Annotated in this window: 16 protein-coding genes and 1 other annotated feature; of the genes, 9 read left to right on the forward strand and 7 right to left on the reverse strand. The window is 34.3% G+C overall.

Annotation, left to right across the window (positions count from 1 at the left end; genetic code table 11):
- Positions 1-25 precede the first annotated feature (25 nt).
- The 4 genes from O1A01_RS03485 to O1A01_RS03500 form a co-directional block, all read right to left on the reverse strand.
- Complete coding sequence (locus O1A01_RS03485) at positions 26-1,108, reverse strand: Ger(x)C family spore germination protein (RefSeq protein ID WP_270065551.1); 1,083 nt, start codon at positions 1,106-1,108, stop codon at positions 26-28.
- Positions 1,101-2,183: a GerAB/ArcD/ProY family transporter gene (locus O1A01_RS03490; protein WP_066416995.1), complete on the reverse strand. Its 1,083-nt coding sequence runs from the start codon at positions 2,181-2,183 to the stop codon at positions 1,101-1,103. Before O1A01_RS03490 ends, O1A01_RS03485 begins: the two co-directional genes overlap by 8 nt.
- Positions 2,184-2,202: 19 nt before the next feature.
- A complete protein-coding gene (locus O1A01_RS03495; RefSeq protein ID WP_270065552.1) occupies positions 2,203-3,567 on the reverse strand; it encodes a spore germination protein in 1,365 nt (454 codons plus the stop codon).
- A 418-nt stretch (positions 3,568-3,985) separates the two neighbouring features.
- Entirely contained in the window at positions 3,986-4,423 is a 438-nt protein-coding gene (locus tag O1A01_RS03500) for an Hsp20/alpha crystallin family protein (RefSeq protein ID WP_010891078.1), read from the reverse strand.
- Positions 4,424-4,942: 519 nt separating this feature from the next.
- Here O1A01_RS03500 and O1A01_RS03505 point away from each other — a divergent pair.
- The 6 genes from O1A01_RS03505 to O1A01_RS03530 all read left to right on the forward strand — a co-directional run bounded on the left by O1A01_RS03505 (position 4,943) and on the right by O1A01_RS03530 (position 11,820).
- Entirely contained in the window at positions 4,943-5,107 is a 165-nt protein-coding gene (locus O1A01_RS03505; RefSeq protein ID WP_157729269.1) for a hypothetical protein, read from the forward strand.
- 179 nt (positions 5,108-5,286) lie between these two features.
- Positions 5,287-5,517, forward strand: coding sequence for a hypothetical protein (locus tag O1A01_RS03510; RefSeq protein ID WP_169793829.1), 231 nt, complete (start codon positions 5,287-5,289; stop codon positions 5,515-5,517).
- Positions 5,518-6,345: 828 nt separating this feature from the next.
- Positions 6,346-7,713, forward strand: coding sequence for an amidohydrolase (locus O1A01_RS03515; protein ID WP_270065553.1), 1,368 nt, complete (start codon positions 6,346-6,348; stop codon positions 7,711-7,713).
- A 426-nt stretch (positions 7,714-8,139) separates the two neighbouring features.
- A complete protein-coding gene (locus O1A01_RS03520) occupies positions 8,140-9,747 on the forward strand; it encodes a hypothetical protein (protein WP_270065554.1) in 1,608 nt (535 codons plus the stop codon).
- A gap of 6 nt (positions 9,748-9,753) precedes the next feature.
- Complete coding sequence (locus O1A01_RS03525; protein ID WP_270065555.1) at positions 9,754-10,851, forward strand: hypothetical protein; 1,098 nt, start codon at positions 9,754-9,756, stop codon at positions 10,849-10,851.
- Between the two features lie 393 nt (positions 10,852-11,244).
- Positions 11,245-11,820: a hypothetical protein gene (locus O1A01_RS03530; protein WP_066417006.1), complete on the forward strand. Its 576-nt coding sequence runs from the start codon at positions 11,245-11,247 to the stop codon at positions 11,818-11,820.
- 535 nt (positions 11,821-12,355) lie between these two features.
- Here the strand turns inward: O1A01_RS03530 and brnQ are convergent.
- Entirely contained in the window at positions 12,356-13,687 is a 1,332-nt protein-coding gene (brnQ, locus tag O1A01_RS03535; protein ID WP_270065556.1) for a branched-chain amino acid transport system II carrier protein, read from the reverse strand.
- A gap of 50 nt (positions 13,688-13,737) precedes the next feature.
- Positions 13,738-13,983 (reverse strand) — a binding site (T-box leader).
- A gap of 268 nt (positions 13,984-14,251) precedes the next feature.
- On the opposite strand from brnQ, the gene O1A01_RS03540 reads away from it, so the two are divergent.
- Together O1A01_RS03540 and O1A01_RS03545 are read left to right on the forward strand one after the other, a co-directional pair.
- Positions 14,252-16,021 (forward strand): SulP family inorganic anion transporter, encoded by a 1,770-nt coding sequence (locus tag O1A01_RS03540; RefSeq protein ID WP_270065557.1) that lies wholly within the window; start codon positions 14,252-14,254, stop codon positions 16,019-16,021.
- A gap of 35 nt (positions 16,022-16,056) precedes the next feature.
- Entirely contained in the window at positions 16,057-16,386 is a 330-nt protein-coding gene (locus O1A01_RS03545) for an ArsR/SmtB family transcription factor (RefSeq protein ID WP_270065558.1), read from the forward strand.
- 239 nt (positions 16,387-16,625) lie between these two features.
- Here the strand turns inward: O1A01_RS03545 and O1A01_RS03550 are convergent, their stop codons facing one another.
- Entirely contained in the window at positions 16,626-17,060 is a 435-nt protein-coding gene (locus tag O1A01_RS03550; RefSeq protein ID WP_270065559.1) for a hypothetical protein, read from the reverse strand.
- A gap of 292 nt (positions 17,061-17,352) precedes the next feature.
- Positions 17,353-17,949, reverse strand: a complete 597-nt coding sequence (locus O1A01_RS03555; protein ID WP_270065560.1) for a TetR/AcrR family transcriptional regulator — start codon at positions 17,947-17,949, stop codon at positions 17,353-17,355.
- Positions 17,950-18,112: 163 nt separating this feature from the next.
- Here O1A01_RS03555 and O1A01_RS03560 point away from each other — a divergent pair, with 163 nt between their 5' ends.
- A complete protein-coding gene (locus O1A01_RS03560; RefSeq protein ID WP_270065561.1) occupies positions 18,113-19,066 on the forward strand; it encodes a zinc-binding dehydrogenase in 954 nt (317 codons plus the stop codon).
- Positions 19,067-19,171 lie beyond the last annotated feature (105 nt).

Below are 19,171 nucleotides of genomic sequence, written 5' to 3' on the forward strand. Positions count from 1 at the left end.
CATGATAAATACTCAGCAAGTTTTTTTATTTAACCATCCCGGTATCAATTATTTTAACGGTAACACTAGGGGTAACATTCACCCTGTCAATTGTCTTGGGCCAGTCCAAGTTTTTCCATGTTTGATAATCCATTTTTTGTTTTATATACTTTCCTAAACCGAGGTTATCTATTTGATGTTCCTTCATAGTTTCCAATATATCTCGTATTTGATTTTCAATATTTTCTTGAATGTAATTCTCTAATGCTTCTATTTCTTTTTCATTAGTGATGTCTTTATTTCCTTGGTATTCCAGTAAGAAGCCTTTAAAATCAATTGACAACTTCACATCTATTTCTTCTTTATCTCCTAGTGTAACATCTATACTTCTTTTATTCGTTAAAAAACTAAATAATACTTTTTCTTCTTCGTTTTTAATTAATAAATCACCTTCTTTAAACTCTCCAGTTAGTAAAAAAAAGATTCTTGCTTGTATGGCTGGTATGGTTGTTTTTAACTGGTCACCACTAAATAACCCGATTCCGTCCGACATTATTCCGTCTTCCGATTGTAAAATAATAGGAGCAATAGGATCAATAGCATCGTCTAGGTAATCTTTTGCAAATTTATGTATATCCATTTCAGGAATTGTATTTAACCTTGCTTCTTTTTTTAGAAGATTTTCGATTACAGTGTCAACCATTTTATATTCTGGATAGTCCTTTGATAATAATTGTTTTGGATTGCTTTTTACTATTGACAGTTTTATTGTAGGTCTTGAAACAGGGTCTCGATAAAATGTGTCAATTAAATCCCATACTCCCTTTTCTGCTAGTTTCTCTCCAATTAAAATACTTCGAATTTGCCCGGAAACTAAATTTTTATCTGTTTTTTTACTTAAAAATATTCTTGATTCCTTCGAAGTTTCAACCACCGTAGTGATTGTCTGTTGTTTTAAGGTTTCTGCTACTGGTAGAGATATTGTCACTTCAAGTTTCCCTGAATTTTCTCCTTCTTCAATTAACTCATAACCTATTGTATGAATAAACCCTAACTCTTCTACAATTTTTTGGTCCCTACATCCCGGTAGTACCAACAATATTAGAATAATTAGTAAGATTCTAGACATGTTTTCTCCTTCTTTTTAAAAATATAATTGTCAATACTAACAGTGGTAAGAAAATGGATATTAGTATTTGAACTTTTGCTAATAAAGATAACAAAGAAGTAAGTTCATTTTTGGTGACAAATGGTAATGTCACTAAGTATCCAACTACCAATAATGCAAAAGCACTACGTTGAGCACTCCACATAACAACTCTTTTAAACGTAACTAAACTAATCCATATATACATCGTTATAGTAATTATTAACTTCAAATAAAATAATATAAAAAATCCGGAGTCCAATCGTTCAATAAAGTCAAATTCTATATACTGCAATAAATTTATTACGGGATAAACTTGATAATTTAATTGTTGGAAACTATTAAACCCGTAACAAAAAATCGTTACACTCAAATATATTAATGTGGTATACAGGTGCCCCCAAAACACGTATTTAAAAACCTTTTTCTCTTTTTTTATGTAAGGAAACATGAATAGTGTTACTTCAAACCCTAGAAATGCTGTATATAACTCTATCATGCCTCCATAAAAGTCATTATGTTCATTAAAAACAAAGGTAGAAAATTGCAAAAAAGAGAAATCGGGAACAAAATAAATTAAAAGGAATATCATTGGTGCTGATAAGAAGAAAAACAATGTAGAGACGTGAGCAATTGTTACGATTCCACTTGTCACAAGGTAATACGTAAGAATTAATGTTAACAGTACAAACCATTGTATATTTGTTTGTGGAAAGTATAAAAACTTCATAACATGTACATATTGTTTTGCAACTGTAATGGAAAGAACGGACCAAAATATACTCAAACAAAGATACAAAGGTTTGGCAATAATATTCACCTTTGAAAAAGAAGTCTCGATTGTTTGAAAAATTGAACTTCCTTTATTAAAATAATAAATTCCAGCAATTAATCCAATTTGAATCATAGCAAAAACTGAAATGGGTATAATCATTAACCAACCATTATATCCAAAATAATTGGCTACCATGTTAGGTAACATAAAGAGCACTATACCCGTTTGAGTCATATAAGTAATAAAAAAGAGATAGAACGGTTTAAATTTTTCAGTTTGCATATAAGGCTCCCTCCTTAACCTATTTCTTAAAAAACTGATAAGGAGCACGAATGATGGTATCTTTTATATCCTTCAAAAATATTGGGGAAATAGGCTTTAAATAATACTCCCCTAAATTCTTTAACCTGCAGAGGTGAATCAATATAATAACAAATCCAAAAATGATCCCAAAAAAGCCCCATATGGATGCAAGAATAATAAAGAAAAATCGAGTAATTCTTAAAGATGCTGTCATTATGATATGTGGTACTACAAAAGATGATATAGCAGATACAGAAACTACAATAATTAGAACATTGCTTGTAAAACCAGCCTCTACTGCCGCGGTACCAATTACTATTCCCCCAACTATGCCAATTGTTTGTCCAATTTTAGAAGGCAGTCTTGCTCCTGCTTCTCTTAACAATTCAATAATACCTTCAATAGTTAATGCCTCAATTACTGGATAAAATGGTACTTTACTTCTTGATTGAATAAACTCATGAAGTAATTTAACAGGGATAATCTCATAATGAAACATTGACACTGCTACATAAAAAGCGGAAGCGAATAATGTTATAAATAGTGCAGCAAATCTTAATAACCTAGATAAAGTACCAAGTAACCACCGTTGATTATAATCATCTGGGGATTGAAAGAATTCAAAGAAATTTGTTGGGGTTGATAATGAGTAGGGACTGCCATCCATTAAACAAAGAACTCTGCCCTCAAGTAACTTAGATGTCGAGACATCTGGTCTCTCCGTCGTAAAATACTGCGGAAAAACAGATAACGGCTTCTTGTCTAAATACTGTATCACTTGATTTAAGTCATTAACTCCTTTTGTATCAATGTTATTGATCTTTTCTTGCAATCCTTTAACTAATATAGGAGAAGTAATCCCCTCAATATATAACAAATACATTTTCGTTTGTGTGATGGTACCTATGTTATAACTAAGAACTTTTAAATAGTCTGATTTAATCCTTCTCCTAATCATAGACAAGTTAGTTCCAATATCTTCTATAAAGGCTTCTTTGGATCCTACAATTACTGTTTCAATTTCTGCTGGAGAAACACTTCTTGTTTTAGGAACATAAATATCCACTGTATACGCAAGTGAATTTTGGTATATTATTAATGCTTTTCCTTCAAGTACTCCCTTAACCATTAAATTAATATCTTCTTCTTGTTGATATTGTTTTCTTCTTAATATAATTTTTACTTCCTCATCATTTGTATTTGAAAAAGGTTGTAAAATGTTATTTTTCAACTCTTCTTCCCCTACTAGATGACCAAAATATAATACCTCAATTTTCAACTCTGGAAATGTCCTAATTACTAAGTCATCACAATAATCTAATCGATCTTTGACATGTGCAGATAAGTTTTTATTTATGTACATAATATCCTCTCAAAATGTTAGTATACAGTTAGCATTACAAAATTATGGTATGTTATTCATAATTATTTATGTTGGTTATAGTAAACATGTTATTACAAAGATTGACCAAATAATCTTTTGTTAATTGCAAAACAAAAAAGACAAGTTATTTAACCTGTCTTTCTCTTTCGATGAATTAATTACAATTTAGGTACTATAATGATTATTTATTAGCTTATATAAAGCCTATGATCCTTATCAGATTTATAAAAAGCTTTTCTTAATATTATCTGTTAACTCAGAAATGACCTTTTTCTTTTGTTGTTCAGGTGAATGAATAGTTAAAATTATCAAATCCACCAAATCAGGACTTTCTTTAGCTAATTCCTGCATGTAGTCATACCCGAAATCTTTCATGACCAGTAGCAATTTACTCATGTTACTGGAAACTTACATCTATCTTCTTTTTTACGTCTTTCGCCACTTTTGGCATTGTTATTTCAAGTATTCCATTTTTGTACGTAGCTTTAACCCCATCATGTGAAACGGGGCTTGGAAGTGTTATCATACGTTGAAAACGACCTGTATAGCGTTCCTTTTTTAACATATTTTCTTCTTTTATTTCATTGGTACGCTTGATAGAACCACTAATGCTTAATCTGTTATTTTGTATATCAATATCTACATCTTCTTTCTTTTCAAGACCAGGTAAATCACATGTTGCCACAACCTCATTCTCAGTTTCATGAACATCTACTCGAATCCCACCTATACCATGTTCATTGTCAAACGAAATTGGTAATTCCGAAAAGAAACGATCGAATTCTCTTCTCATATTTGATAATTGTCTAAATGGATCATAAGGTACTAATGACATATTCATTCCTCCTTGGTTATTTTCAAAGATATTATTCCAATTTTGTATACGTTTATTCATAAATCCTTTATTTTACGTTCTGTATAAATGGATTGTGGGACGAAGGGACAGGAAACTCGTGCACACATATATTGGAAGAAGAATATAGGGCGGTAAGTGCAGGTTAAGTAAAACAAATCACCTGAATGGGACATGCCTCTATGTCAGTTGACTATATAGCTGAATTTAAAGTTTTGAATATAAGAGGCTGTCAAATGTCAGTTTAACTCACTTTTGGGACAGCCCCTTTTTTTATCTATTAAGCAATTAAGCTCTCGGCTCGTAGCTCTCATCAATCACCAGGATTGGTTTAATTGTCTTACCGGAATTCGAGTCTTCGGCGGCTTCATTGATTTCCTCAAGTTTGTAGAATTGAGCAAGTTTGTCGAATGCGAAGTTCCCATTCTTATAGAATTCGACCATTTGGATAGTTGTGGTACGGCTTTACCCATACGTGCGCCAATGATGCTACGATTTTTCATGGCTAAGTCATTGATGGTGCTAATCGTGATTTCTTCCGCTGCTGCAAGTGGTGCAACAGAGCCACCTACTGCTAGAAGAGACGAAGGGACAGGAAACTCATCCACACAAATATTGGAAAATGACATTTTGATAGGAAATATCAATCACTATTTTAAATTTTAGCTTCCCTAGACTATGAGTTTAGGGAATTTCTTTTACTTACTCCTGTATTATTCATGGTTTTATTAGACTATGATAAAGCAGGTTACATCGAATACGATGTTTTAGTCAATAAACTGGATGAGACTCTAGAAGAAAAAATTGTATTCATAAGTTGTAACGAAGAAGTAGTTAAGGAGAAAATGGTGAGCAACCCAAAAACAATTGAGTCGTTAATTGCCAAAGATGATTCTAAAAAATTGAGTAACCCATACGATGGTTCTAGTTCGTCGAAGAAATTAGCCGCAAAAGAATTTCACGATAAAGTAGTAAACAGGAAAATCCAACTTGATAATGAGACAGTATCCAATTTTAAAACATTGTTTGAAACATTAAATATTCAGGGCTATAATCTAGCGACTGTTAGAAATTAATACAGAATTTTGACACTATAAATAAGGTTGTCTATAATAAACTATACTTGAATAAGTATGCCGCAGTTACGGGTTCGAATCCCGTACTCCTCGCCAAATCAATAAACATTGCCCTAAGTAGCAGTTATTGGATTATTGGTGTGTTTATCGCTAATACCCTCTCAATTGCTATGACGACTTCATGGGAGTCACTCTTGAAAGATAATAAGGAGATGATTGGGATGACAATGTTAACAATCTTTACCCTGCTAATAACCTTTGCGGCTTCCGAGGAGTTAGTTTAACAGGTAAAACGGTTGATATAGGAACCGAGGTTATTAGCAAACCATATTAGTAAAAAGCATAACGTTATTATAAAAGAAGTTTTATCATTTGACCCATCTCCATTCAGGAATGGGCTATTTTTTTGCTTTCGGTGGGACGAGGGGCCAGAAAACTCGTACAAACAGATATTGGAAGATAAATGAAGGTCAAAGGTTAAAAAAACTATATAAAAGCAAATTGTTCTTTGTGTTTCACCATATTTTCATTTTATGAAGCGTTATCCTAGCAATTTGCTCCTCGAGACATAGAATGAATGATGATGTTTTTTTAACTACGAAGGCGCTACCCAAATGAATAATGTTTTCTTACAGGGAAGAACAGGGGCAATGATTGTTACACGTACAAATAAGTCAGAAGTAGTAAAGGTATTAATTTAGGAAGATATGAAGAAGTAATTTATGCAATTGAGAATGCAATCAAGCATGATCCGATAAATCTTTTGTACTATTTGCATAAAGATCACTCTCTTGAATTGTTAGAAAAAACACGAAGGAGAACAAACAAATGGAAGATAGAAATATGTTCAAAGAAGAACTACATAAAAAGAATTCCTTTATGCTTTTAAATGTTCGATTAGAAAGTGGATATAAGTATGAAGATGGTCAAGTTGTCTACACTGAAACTCAAATACGTAATATCGAAATTGAGAACGGCAATATTATAAAAATACAAGATACGAATCTACCATATAGAAGAGATATAGATTGTTATGATGCGAAGGGGATGCTTCTTCTCCCTGCTTTTAAGGAAATGCATATCCATTTAGATAAAACCTATTATGGAGGTACTTGGAGGGCTGCGGCAAATCGAAAAAGTATTTTTGACATGATTGAATTGGAAGAAAAGCTACTACCAGAATTGCTTCCAACAACACAAGAACGTGCGGAAAAATTAATTGAACTAATCCTGAGCTACGGTTCAACAAATGTTCGAAGTCATTGTAATATCGACCAGACTGTCGGGCTAAATAATCTTGAAAAATTAAATGCAGCCTTACAGAATTATTCAGAAAAAATATCACATGAAATCGTAGCTTTTCCTCAACATGGATTGCTTCGTTCAAATGTAAAAGGACTATTACGAGAGGCTATGGACCTTGGAGTAACACATGTTGGAGGTCTTGATCCAACCGTAGTGGACGGAAATATGGAGAAGTCTTTGGAAACAATGGTACAAATCGCAGTAGACTATAACGTAGGCATTGATATCCATCTTCATGAGGGTGGGGAATCGGGCATAAAAGCCATTAGTAGGTTGGCAGATTTTACGGAAGAGGCCGGACTAGAGGGAAAAGTAACAATCAGCCATGCGTTTTCACTTTCATCATTATCGGAAGAATCAGGGATTGAGCTTGCGAATCGCCTTGCTTTATTACGTATTTCAATTGCCTCATCTGTTCCAATTGGTAAAACTGTCATGCCAATACCTCTCCTTCAAAAGCACGGAGTAGAAGTCCTTCTTGGAAATGATAGTATAACAGATCATTGGTCACCGTTTGGGATGGGAGATATTCTTCAGAAAGCACATCTTGCAGCACAATTATATGGTTGGGGCAATGAGTATGATTTATCGCGTGCCTTATCACTTGCTACAAGAGGCATTACACCTTTAGATAAAGAAGGAAATCAAATCTGGCCAAAAATTGGAGATGAAGCCACTACTGTCCTTATACCTGCGAGTTGTTCTGCAGAAGCTGTAGCACGTTTGCCAAAGCGCGTTGCTGTACTACATAAAGGTGTTTTTTCTTCAGGTTCGTTAGAAAAAAGTAGTCTTTCACCTGGAAAGGTTCCATTTCTAATGGAGACGATCCTTTTAAGCCTAAAAGCCTTACCTAAGGCAGATAAGGCTCTTGTATTAATAAAGTTTTACTAGCTGGCTTGAGATTTCGTTCCCTAATGATAGGAACGAGTGAAAAATAAAGAACGCCCCTCCCAATTCACTTAAATGTGAACTCGTGGAGGAGCGTTCTTTTTTGTAAAGGTGAGTGTTTCAACACTTTTCAACAAGCGCCAAGCACTATTTAATTTCCTTTCATGACACCCTTCGATATTTATTGCCAGGGAAATTGAAGAATCAGTGACAGGTCGACATGATAATGTTGTAAATATTCTTCATTTTTCGACTGTAATATACTACTATTGTACTGGTATGATTATACTATAGTTATGGCAGTATATTTCTAGCTAATACTCTATTAATTTTTTCTTTATAATAGATAGCATAAAAGTAATGGTAAATTTTTCATGGGCTAGAATCATGTAAAGTGATTCTTATATGAACGAAAGGTGTCTGAGTAAAATGGAGGAAGGGAAAATCATTAAATTCCCAAACATAAAAATAGTTGACGATGATTTCGAGGTCGAATTTGAGGTTGAGCATGGGACTGTAATAACAGAAGGTAAATCAGATAATATGGATGAAAAAGAAAGACATATTAAAGCTGGTCTTGATGAAGTGAACGGAATCTTGTCATCTAATAAAGAGAAGTTAGATAAGTTAAACGAGGGAATAGATAGACTTACGAATCATTCAGATGGAATGGATTATATGGTTGCTGTTGGCAGTGGTGTGCTTGCGGGAATAATTGATTCATTTTGGGTTGGTGCTTTTAGCTTAGATCGTGGGAAAGAATGGAGCAATGATAAGGTTAATAAATTTGTTGTTAAGGTTGCGCAGTCTCAAGGTTACGAAGGGGATGATCTTCCAGGTGCAATTAGGTATCTTGAAAGTGGGGCAAAGCATAATGATCTTGATATAAAAGGATTTGGCACACCAAGTGATAGTGTCACTGATAAATTTGGAGGTGGTAAACAGCATCACTTAAGGGATTTTGCTCATCATCCCACACCTGTAGGTCTTATTTTTTCGATGCTCACACAGTTTAGTGGGAAAGCGTATGGCACTGATAAAAACGGTTTTTTTATAATTGTCGATGTGGAGGATAAGACTTTTATTGGTAAGGATGTTCCGCAAAAGCTCTTGTTTGGTACTGTTTTTTGGTTTTTTCATATGATTAGCGATATGGCAGGATCAAGCTCTAACCCTGGTACTGGAACTGGTTTGCCTGGACCATTGCTTTCTCTTTTAAAAGAAATGTCTTCATTGCCAATCTTTAACTCTATAAAAAATAAAGACGGAGTCAAGGAATTTTCATTATGGGTTTCTAAGCTGTTCAATGGCACTTTACTTGCTAAACGAGATTCAAATGGCAAAATTACTGAGCCGGTAAGGTTCGATCTGAGGGCAGAAATAGGAGTTGTATATGAACTCGGGCGTCAGGCAATCCCTGTTATTATAAACGAATGTATAGTACGAGCATTTTACTTCATTCGTAGGCTAGCTATGGAAATAAAAGAAAAGAATATAAGACAGGTAAGGCAATTAGCTCAAGTAGACTGGGATAAAACGTTGCCTTGGAGGAATCGCACCATTGTACGAATGCTAACAATTGCTACAGGCACATTTACTCTAATTGACTTAGGTGATGCAGCCATCCGCGGAGCAATCAAATCAGGTGGAAATCTAGCGATGTTTACAAAAGAATTTCTTTTGCGAGTAAACTTTGTTGGGGTCGGAAGGTTTGCTATTGCAGTTGGAACTGATTTCACTATGGGGTTAAAACAAAATAAACTCCGTAATGAACGAATGGCCATTCTTAGTGAACAGTTACACTTAATGAATGCTAAAATATACTATTTGCAAGCGGATGTATGGATAGCCGCAGAAAGTGCTGAAAAAACAATTAATGAAGCTCTTGGAATGATGGAAGAAACGACAAAGACTTTCATAGAGGCTCAGGAAGCAAACAGGCAATCGATGCAAAACATCGGCGAATATAGACAGGGTATTAAAAAACATAATTCAGGGTTGATTGAAGAAATTAGCGATATTTTAAAATGGGGGTAATGAAACTTGAGTAATGAATTAGTTGTTTTGGAGGCAGATGATATATTACGATCTGGTATATCAGGTTTTAACGAAGAAGATTTACCTCTACAAATTCAAGGTCAAATAAGTAAACTCAACGAGCTTGACAAGAGTGTTAAAGAAGCGATGGAAGCTGCAACGTTAGCAAAAGATTCCGCAATTAATGCAGGAAATAGATCAGCTGGCTTTGGAAAGAAAAAAGTTGCTATTGAAGAATTGCAATCGGCAGGACTAGATCTAGCAAAGGCTGTTCAGTCAGGAGCGGAAGCACAAAAAATTTCGTTTGAATTTCAAACGAAATTGGCTGAAATATCTAAATACCTCTTCGGACTTGGAGTCAGTAATATAGCTAGTAACCGGTTTGTTGTTCGTGAACTAGAAATGAGGTTAAAGGGTGCTTCTCGAGAAGAATTATCTGAATTCGCTCGACAAGAGTTAATGTCGGTTGTAAAGCAATTAAAGGAACAAGAAGATATACTTAGAAAAATAGAAAATCTCTCTGAAACTACAAAAAATCATGATAAGACATTGAAAGACCAATCCCAAATAAACCAATCTATTGATGAACAGTTACGAGCCCAGGTAAAGAACGATATGTCGCACAGTGAACAGTTGAAGGTCTATGCAAAGACAAATAAAAGACTGGAAGAACAATTGAAGGCCCAAGCCGAACTAGAGAGGATCCACAGTGAACAGATACAGGCTCAAGTAGAGATTAGTAAGCTACACGAAAAACAACTGAAAATTCAAGCAGAAACCGACATAAAACTTGAAGAGCAATTGCAAGCGCATGCGGAGATTGATAACCAACATAGTGAGCAGTTAAAGGTACTAGCTGAAAATATAGACAAGCAGGAAGAACAATTAGGTAATTTTCATGAAAGGAATAATGAATTAAATGAACAAATTAGAAATAATTTAGAAACTATTGAAGCACAGGAAAAAAAGATAAATTCTCTTAATAAAGAGATACTCAACTTGAAAACTTTATTAGATTCTAAAGCAAATAATACATTATCAAAAATTACATTGTCTATTGCTATTATAGCTTTCATAGTATCTTTTGTTCATTTTCTTTTTTGACCGAGGAACAGGAATGTCGTTCTACTCATTGTACAGGGCAAAATCTGAGCGAGATAAAGTAATTGAAGATACATTAATGAATAATTGGAAAAGTATATATTACGGGTAACGGGATGGGACGAGGTGACAGGAATTGGCGTCCTACTCTGTTTATTGAATTTGAGGAATAAGAAATTTGCCATTCTTTAATGAAAAGTAGACTAAATACTGTACAAGAAACTACTACACATAGTTAAAATTATTAGGCAATCTTCTGCGCCTATTTTGTTATTTTCTGGTATTATTTAAGTAAGGAAAATGAGAGTTTTGTTACGATGCAGAAGAGTGCAATAAGAATTGTGAATTATTATGACAAGGATATATTGGATTACATTGCAATATTGAGGTGACTTAATGATAGAAGTTCGCACTTTTATTAGCAAAAACAACATATGGTTTAATGAAAAGCTTAGTAAATCAGAAATTGAGAGACAATTTATAAATTTTGAAGATAAGGATAAAGAATCAGAAATTAAGTTAGCATTAAGATACCTGAACGATTATATAGATTTTTCTCCAAGAGGATTTATTAAAATAAAATTAAATCAACAAGAATTATTAGGAGAAGAAGAATTTGGTTATCTTAATGAATTGTGGAATAAGTATATTTCATTAATTACTTCTTATCTACTCGATGGTCATGCAATAGAATACTTAGATTACTATCATAAAAAAATTACTCTAGAGACATACGACGATACAAGCATACAATTACAAATCACAATGGTTCCAGAAGAAGAAGCTGAAAACCTCTCAATTAATAAATATAAAGGTTTCATCTTACCTAAAGACGCATTTATATTAGCACTTTTGAGAAGTGCATATAACTATTATAAAAGGCTTTATAGTTATGCAGATAATGAAAAACTTATAATCAAAATGAAAGAACTTAGCAAATTATATAAGGACTATACTGGAAAAGATTTATGAGATTATATTATTTAAACTAACAGAATTATGTTGAATAAGACCTGTGCAATAGAATGTAAGAAACTAACTAGGTTGAAGATAAATAGCTATCCAATAAGGTCAAATCATATCTGAGAGAGGTATCCAAAATAATTATTGGATACCTCTTTGTTATTTTTGTTGAAGAAATTTTCTAATTTGTGTCGAATTTTTCTGTAAGAGAATTTGTAAAGTCTAGATTGATGTAACCATTTACAGTGTCAAAATGCAATCCAATTTTTGACAATATCCTCTACATAAATTACAAGTGAATCCTTTACAGTAATATCTAGCGTCCTGCGTAATTCAATTCGCAATCTACTTTTCGGACAATTCCTGTCGACTTCATTTAATTATCTCCTCAATGCATATATGGAAAAATGTTATCACCTTTATTTTCCACGCTAGTCAATACATTGGATTGGATGCTAAAAAATAGAGCAACTGAAATTCTTTTAAAGGTAAGAGGATTGTCCGCTCTCCGATTTGAATTTCATAGATTGATTAAGTAATCGTGTTATCCAGTTCTTTCGATAGAAACAGCTTTCGCTTGGCCACCAATCTTGGCAAATACGACCCCGATGATAGTCCCAAATAGTGCAGGAACAACCCACTCTAACCCTACACTAGCTAGTGGCAATACGGAACGAACCGTTTCGATTGGCCCCAAGTTTATGCCAAAGGCGTTTAACCCACTAATCACAGCAAATACCCCTGCAAAGGAAAGTGCGCTGACATAGACATTTCTTGAACCTTTAAACTGGTGATGGAAGAATGTTAGCACAATTAACACAATGGTTAGTGGATAAGCCGTCACCAAGAATGGAACAGACACTTTTAATATTTGGCTGAGGCCCATATTAGTCAGTGTAAAGCCAATCAACGTCGTCACGAGTACAACCGTTTTATAATTTGCTTTAGGAATGAGTTTCGAGAAATATTGCCCACAAGCTGATGTTAGACCAACAACGGTTGTAAAACATGCTAGTGTAAATATTAAACCGATTAGCACCGTTCCACTATTTCCAAATAAATTGAAAGAAACGGCTGAGAGAATTTGTGTACCATCTGCAAATTCACCGTTAATCGCCATTTTTCCACCTACAATACCGAGCGAAACATAGACAGTAGCGAGTAATGTTCCTGCAATAAGAGAAGCTTTCAGCATGTAGCCTTTTAATTGTTTTTCATCCGAGACTCCACGCTGGCGTATTGCCGTTAAAATAACAATCCCAAAAGCAAGTGCAGCCAAGGCATCCATCGTGTTGTACCCTTCTAAAAATCCTTTGAAAAATGCTCCAGCTTCATATCCGCCAGTTGGTGCTAGGAACTTCCCGTCCAGTTGCATAAAACTAACAATACAAAGAATAACGATTGCAACGAGTAAGATTGGTGTGATAAAACGTCCCAGATATCGTTCTAGATTAGTAGGATTTAGACTAATGAGATAAACGAGTAAGAAAAATACAACGGAAAACAATAGTAAAACAATGGTTGTATCGGCTCCATTCATAAAAGGTAAAGGCATTAGTCCCATTTCAAAGGCAACATTCGCATTCCGTGGAATTGCTAAAAATGGACCGATAGATAAATAGACAATCACCATAAAAATAGTACTAAATACTGGATGAACTCGGTTACCGATCGCTTGAATACCTCCCTTAACACGGGCGATGGCAAATAGAACGACCAACGGCAAACCTACGGCAGTAAGAACAAATCCAATCATCGCTAACCAAAAGGCTGTTCCAGATTGTGCACCTAAAAATGGTGGGAAAATCAGATTCCCAGCTCCAAAGAACATAGAAAATAATAATAAACCGATAAAAAATGAATCAAACTTACGCATGTGTTTCTCTCCTTTTCGTTTTTTGAATACAAAAAAACCCGCCCCTTAAAATAAGGGACGAGTTTATACTCGCGTTACCACCCTAATTCCACAGAAAATAATAAACTGCAGCACTCAGTCAACGTACTATCATACGCGTTCCATCGTAACGGCGGACAACCCGTCAAAGCTTACTAGATTTTCAGCTTTGCATCTCAGAGATGATTTTCAGATAGGGACTGAACACCGACTTCCACCAAACGCCGGCTCTCTTTGGATCAGATTTCCTAACTTACTGTTCTCTTCATCGATTTTTTGTATTAAAGGAAATTTATCAGAAAAAACAAAACATGTCAATAGCTTTTTTTGAGAAGGGATGTGGGGATGATTACCGTCCCACTTTATTGTAGGGACTAGGAGGACAGGAAAGCTCCACGCAGAAATTGGAAAATATGTGAAAGTTAAGGATGGGAAAGTAAATTTTTAAGCCTCTTAAACTATTACCGAATATTTTAATTTGCATATATTCAAATATTCATATATACATATATAGTAAACACAATTTAAAACAAAGAAGGGTTTTTTATGTTAAAAAAATTTAAATATTCTTCGGAGAGATTTGAAAATTATTCTTTACAAAAATTACAAAAGGATATCTTTGCGGGGGTAGTAGTGGGTGTAATAGCAATACCTTTAGGGATGGCTTTTGCTATTGCATCAGGTGTGAAACCAGAATACGGTATATATACTACCATTATTGCGGGAATTCTTATTTCCATATGTGGGGGATCAAAGTATCAAATCGGGGGGCCAACTGGTGCTTTTATTCCCATTCTATTTGGGATTGTGATAACGTACGGTTTTGAAAATTTATTGATTGCTGGATTTTTGGCAGGAATTATTTTGTTTTTAATGGGAGTCTTTAAGTTAGGCTTATTAATACAATTCATCCCAAAGCCTGTAACAATTGGATTTACAACTGGAATAGCAGTTATTATTTTTGTAGGACAAATTTCCAATTTCTTAGGTTTGGCTGGTGTTGAAAAACATGAGGCATTTATAGACAACATTCTTGAAATTTTAATAAATATCAACTCTTTAAATATTTATAGTATATTAACTGCTCTAATTTGTTTGGTAAGTGTACTACTAACTCCAAAGTTTGTTCCTAAAATACCTGGTCCGTTAATTGGATTACTATTATCAACACTAATTGCCGTGTGGTTATACCCAAATCAAGTACCAACGATTGGGTCAACATTTGGAAATATCCCAAGTGAATTACCAAAATTTCAAATGTTAGACATTACTTATGAAAGAATAATAGAATTAATTAGACCAGCTTTTGCTATTGCTATTCTTGGAGCCATTGAGTCGCTGCTTTCAGCGGTTGTAGCGGATGGTATGACGAAAAGTAAGCATAATAGCAATAGGGAATTAATGGGGCAAGGAGTAGCAAATATTGTAACACCATTTTTTTGGGGGGTTCCAGCGACAGGCGCTATTGCTCGTACAGCAACCAATATAAAAAATGGTGCGGTTTCACCTATATCCGGAGTGGTTCATGGTATTGTTGTTCTTTTTGTTTTACTTCTTTTTGCTCCGTATGCTTTTAGTATTCCATTAGCTAGTATGGCCCCAATCCTAATGGTTGTAGCCTGGAATATGAGTGAACGAAAAGAGTTTCTCCATATTTTGAAAACAAAGTCAGGGGATACTCTTGTATTATTAGTAACATTTTTATTAACTGTATTTGTGAATTTAACCGTAGCAGTTGAGTTTGGATTAATACTCGCAGTCATCTTATTTACAAAGCGTATGAGTGAAAGTGTGATTACAGAAAAGGTACTTCCTAATCCACATAGTAAGACCGATAAAGTAGACCCAACTATAGTAACAGACACTCATGATTGTCCTCAAATCAGTATTTATAATATTGAAGGACCGTTGTTTTTTGGAGCTGCTCAAACATTTGAACAAAAGATTATGAGAACAATCAATGATAAACCAAAAGTGTTAATATTAAGAATGGGAAAAGTGCCGTATATAGATACAACTGGAGAGTCGTATCTCTCTAGTATCGTAAATGACTTTTCAAGAAACGGAATCGTTTTAATTACAGGTTTAAATCAACAACCAGAAAAAATGTTAATCAAAACTGGTTTAAGTGATATTATTGGAAAGGAACATTTCTTTGATCGGACAGGGGAAGCAATAAACTATGCATTGGCACAATTAGATGTAAAAAAGTGTTCAGGGTGTAAACACTTTGCTTTTAGAGAATGTGTAAGTCTTTCAAAGTCAGACTTCATAGAAGCTGAAGAGAAAAGGAAATTAATAACTTCTTCATCTTGATAAATAAAGAAGTTTTAGATTGGAGCGTTAGCAAAATGGAACTTGAAATGCAAAAATTTAAAGCAGAGTTTTTTAAAGCACTAGCTCACCCTTTGAGAATTCGAATTCTTGAATTATTGTCAGAAGGCGATAAAAACGTCAATGAACTCCAAAGTATCATCGGCAGCCAAGGATCTGTTGTTTCTCAACAATTAACAGTATTAAGAGCGAAAAATATTGTAGTAGGTGTTAAAGAAGGAAATCGTGTTGTCTATTCTTTAAAGGATCCTATGATTATTGAACTATTAGATGTAGCGCGGCAAATCTTTAATAATCACTTAGTTGATACAATCTCAACGTTAGATAAATTAAAGGACAATGAATGATAATGGGACGAAGGGACAGGAAGTATCCCCTCGTCCCATTCATATATTCATAGGTGGGACTAAGGGACAGGAAAGTCATCCACACAGAAATTGGAAAGTATGTGAAGGTTAAGGTGAAAATGCACCCGAAACTAATATCTCTATGTCTGTTGAACTAGTATTTTCGAAAAAGATAGTATGAAAAATAATTGTCCAATTTTATAAGGACATCGACTATATTCCAGTAGATGTCCGTAAAATTATTGGTGCATAAATATTTTTCCTGTTGTGGGATTCACTCTATATTTTTGCGTGAACTCATCATTTGTTAAAGTTACAATATAGTGCCTAGTAGGTTTGATAAAATTAAAACCATCAACATAAACAGCAGTGTTCTTTTCTGGGCTTTGTACCGTTTCCCCAGGGTACTGACTTGTAACCTTTTCAATAGCACTAGAGTAGCTGTAATTCGGAATTACAAGAAGAAAAGATGACATAAATAAAATACCGAATATCATGAGTTTTATATTTTTACTATTAGATTTGTCAAATATAAATATAATGACGGAAATGGAAAATAAAGAAATAGTTACTTGGAGGTTGATTACACCAACATAATAAAGAAAATCTATTGTCATCATTGTAATTAATGAGATTAATATTATAAAAAGTATAATAGAGTTAGTTTTATTCATTTGATTCGAATCCCTTGTAAATTATTTGCACCAAGCAATACTAACATTATCCTCATATTAAGCATTACTAGACTTTATTTATCGGTTTATTTTTCGTATAATATATACTAAAAAAGAGAAGTACTAGTAACACTTCTCTCTGCAACCTACCGCCAGGGTGGTGGTTGTCAAATAAGGTTATTTTCTTTGAGAACCACCCTTTTGCTTGCGACGGCTCGGGGTGGTTTTCTTGTCTTCTATATAATTTATTAACTTTATTATGCGGCCGAAGTACCTATCCCTAATATCCCTTTTAGGAGTCAATTTCTTTTATAACAAACCCTCTCGCAAAGGTATTTAAAATACGTATGAGACGTTCTGTCATTTCAGCGGGTGTCACATCAAAATCCTGCACAATCCAGTCCTTTATTAATCCAGCGGTACCATATGCCATATAACGCTTTTGGTGGTAATCATCAACAGAAGATACGTCGTATTGAATATCAAATTTATTATTCAATAATTTAAATATCGCTTCAGGCAGTTGCTGGTGAATGTTTGGCAACGTATCTTCTAATAGTATTAATGTAAAGTAATCACGGTGATCGTAAATATAATACAACAAATCAAATGAGGTTGTTGTTAACTCTTCTACTTTTACCCGACTATCGCTTTCGTATTTACACATGCTGTAATACTGAATAGCTTCAAACATTTCATTCATTAACTCATCTACAAGCTCACATATGTTTTGATAATACACATAATAGGTTGTTCGATTATATTGTGCATGATCAACGATGTCCTTCACCGTAACAGCACTGTATCCCTTTTTATGTACCATTTCAATAAAAGCCTTCTTTAAGAAACTCTTTGTCCGCAGCGCTTGTTTAGAATGGGGTTTCATCATATTCCTCTCCTATTAGACAGATTTGATGAATGTGTTGGTATCCTCAACATTATAGCAAATTTTAAGGATGGTTTACAGAAAGAGAAACCTAGTAAACTATAAGTGTAGATAGAATTATTAGAGAGTTACAAAAAATAAAATTAAATAATTTGGAGGAGATAGTATGAGAGGTTGGTTATTTTCAGGTACAAATAAACCACTAGAATTGATAGAAAAAGAAGATCCAAAAGCAATTCCAGGTCATGTTGTGATCGACGTGAAAGCTGCTGGTCTATGTCATTCAGACGTTGCAGCATTACAAGATCCAGGTTGGATGCCACTTTTCCCAAATGGTCCTGTTATTTTAGGGCATGAGTTTGCTGGGGTTGTTATTGAAGTGGGTGAAGGTGTTGAAGCTATTAAAGTTGGAGACCGCGTTGGGGCTAACCCAATGGATCGCGCAACGAAAATAACTGCTGGGTACAACTATGACGGGGGCTATGCAGAAAAAGTTCGAGTTCCTGCTCACCAATGTGTAATCATTCCTGAAAACGTTTCCTTCATAGAAGGGGCAGCTTCAACAGATGCAGGAATCACAGCGTATCGTGCTCTTTTCAGTATTGGACAAGCAAAAGAAGGTACAAAATTAGGAATTATCGGTATCGGTGGTCTTGGTCAATTTGCCTTACAAATGGCATTGATTAAAGGTTGCGAAGTATACGCTACAGATGTATCTCCAGAAGCTCGTAAGCTTGCAGAAGAGCTAGGTGCTCATAAAGTGTACGACACAATCCTAGATATGAAAGAAGCAGAATGTGACGTGATTGTTGACTTTGCTGGATTTGGACAAACAACTTCTGATGCACTAGAAGCTGTAAAAGTTCAAGGAACAGTTGTCATCGTTGGTATGGGTAAATTAGAATCAAATATAAACACATATTTAATGATTACAAAAGAAATTAAGCTATTAGGAAGTAATGGTGGATCAGTAGAAGATCTAAAAGGTGTATATGATTGTTTCGCTACTGGAAAAATGAGCCCAAATTTAATCACCATTCCATTCGAAGAAGTCGACAAAGGTATTGAAAAACTGAAAAATCATGAAGTAAAAGGAAGATTAGTAGCTGTATTTGAATAAATATAGAACAATCCTTTAAAAATGAAAAAGAAAAGGCCTGTGAAATTGCATCGTAAATTTCACAGGCTTTTATACTTTTAGCACAATCAATGTTCGAAGTGTGGA

Source organism: Sutcliffiella sp. NC1, assembly GCF_027594365.1.
In the GTDB taxonomy this organism is placed as follows: Bacteria; Bacillota; Bacilli; order Bacillales; family Bacillaceae_I; genus Sutcliffiella; species Sutcliffiella cohnii.

Excerpts from the sequence above, each read along its gene's own strand:
- O1A01_RS03530 (WP_066417006.1), top strand. The coding sequence starts at position 11,245 with ATGATAGAAGTTCGCACTTTTATTAGCAAAAACAACATATGGTTTAAT.
- O1A01_RS03510 (WP_169793829.1), top strand. The coding sequence starts at position 5,287 with ATGGTGAGCAACCCAAAAACAATTGAGTCGTTAATTGCCAAAGATGAT.
- O1A01_RS03550 (WP_270065559.1), bottom strand. The coding sequence starts at position 17,060 with ATGAATAAAACTAACTCTATTATACTTTTTATAATATTAATCTCATTA.
- O1A01_RS03485 (WP_270065551.1), bottom strand. The coding sequence starts at position 1,108 with ATGTCTAGAATCTTACTAATTATTCTAATATTGTTGGTACTACCGGGA.
- O1A01_RS03520 (WP_270065554.1), top strand. The coding sequence starts at position 8,140 with ATGGAGGAAGGGAAAATCATTAAATTCCCAAACATAAAAATAGTTGAC.
- O1A01_RS03560 (WP_270065561.1), top strand. The coding sequence starts at position 18,113 with ATGAGAGGTTGGTTATTTTCAGGTACAAATAAACCACTAGAATTGATA.
- O1A01_RS03555 (WP_270065560.1), bottom strand. The coding sequence starts at position 17,949 with ATGATGAAACCCCATTCTAAACAAGCGCTGCGGACAAAGAGTTTCTTA.
- O1A01_RS03500 (WP_010891078.1), bottom strand. The coding sequence starts at position 4,423 with ATGTCATTAGTACCTTATGATCCATTTAGACAATTATCAAATATGAGA.
- O1A01_RS03495 (WP_270065552.1), bottom strand. The coding sequence starts at position 3,567 with ATGTACATAAATAAAAACTTATCTGCACATGTCAAAGATCGATTAGAT.
- O1A01_RS03505 (WP_157729269.1), top strand. The coding sequence starts at position 4,943 with ATGGCTAAGTCATTGATGGTGCTAATCGTGATTTCTTCCGCTGCTGCA.
- O1A01_RS03540 (WP_270065557.1), top strand. The coding sequence starts at position 14,252 with ATGTTAAAAAAATTTAAATATTCTTCGGAGAGATTTGAAAATTATTCT.
- O1A01_RS03490 (WP_066416995.1), bottom strand. The coding sequence starts at position 2,183 with ATGCAAACTGAAAAATTTAAACCGTTCTATCTCTTTTTTATTACTTAT.
- brnQ (WP_270065556.1), bottom strand. The coding sequence starts at position 13,687 with ATGCGTAAGTTTGATTCATTTTTTATCGGTTTATTATTATTTTCTATG.
- O1A01_RS03545 (WP_270065558.1), top strand. The coding sequence starts at position 16,057 with ATGGAACTTGAAATGCAAAAATTTAAAGCAGAGTTTTTTAAAGCACTA.
- O1A01_RS03515 (WP_270065553.1), top strand. The coding sequence starts at position 6,346 with ATGGAAGATAGAAATATGTTCAAAGAAGAACTACATAAAAAGAATTCC.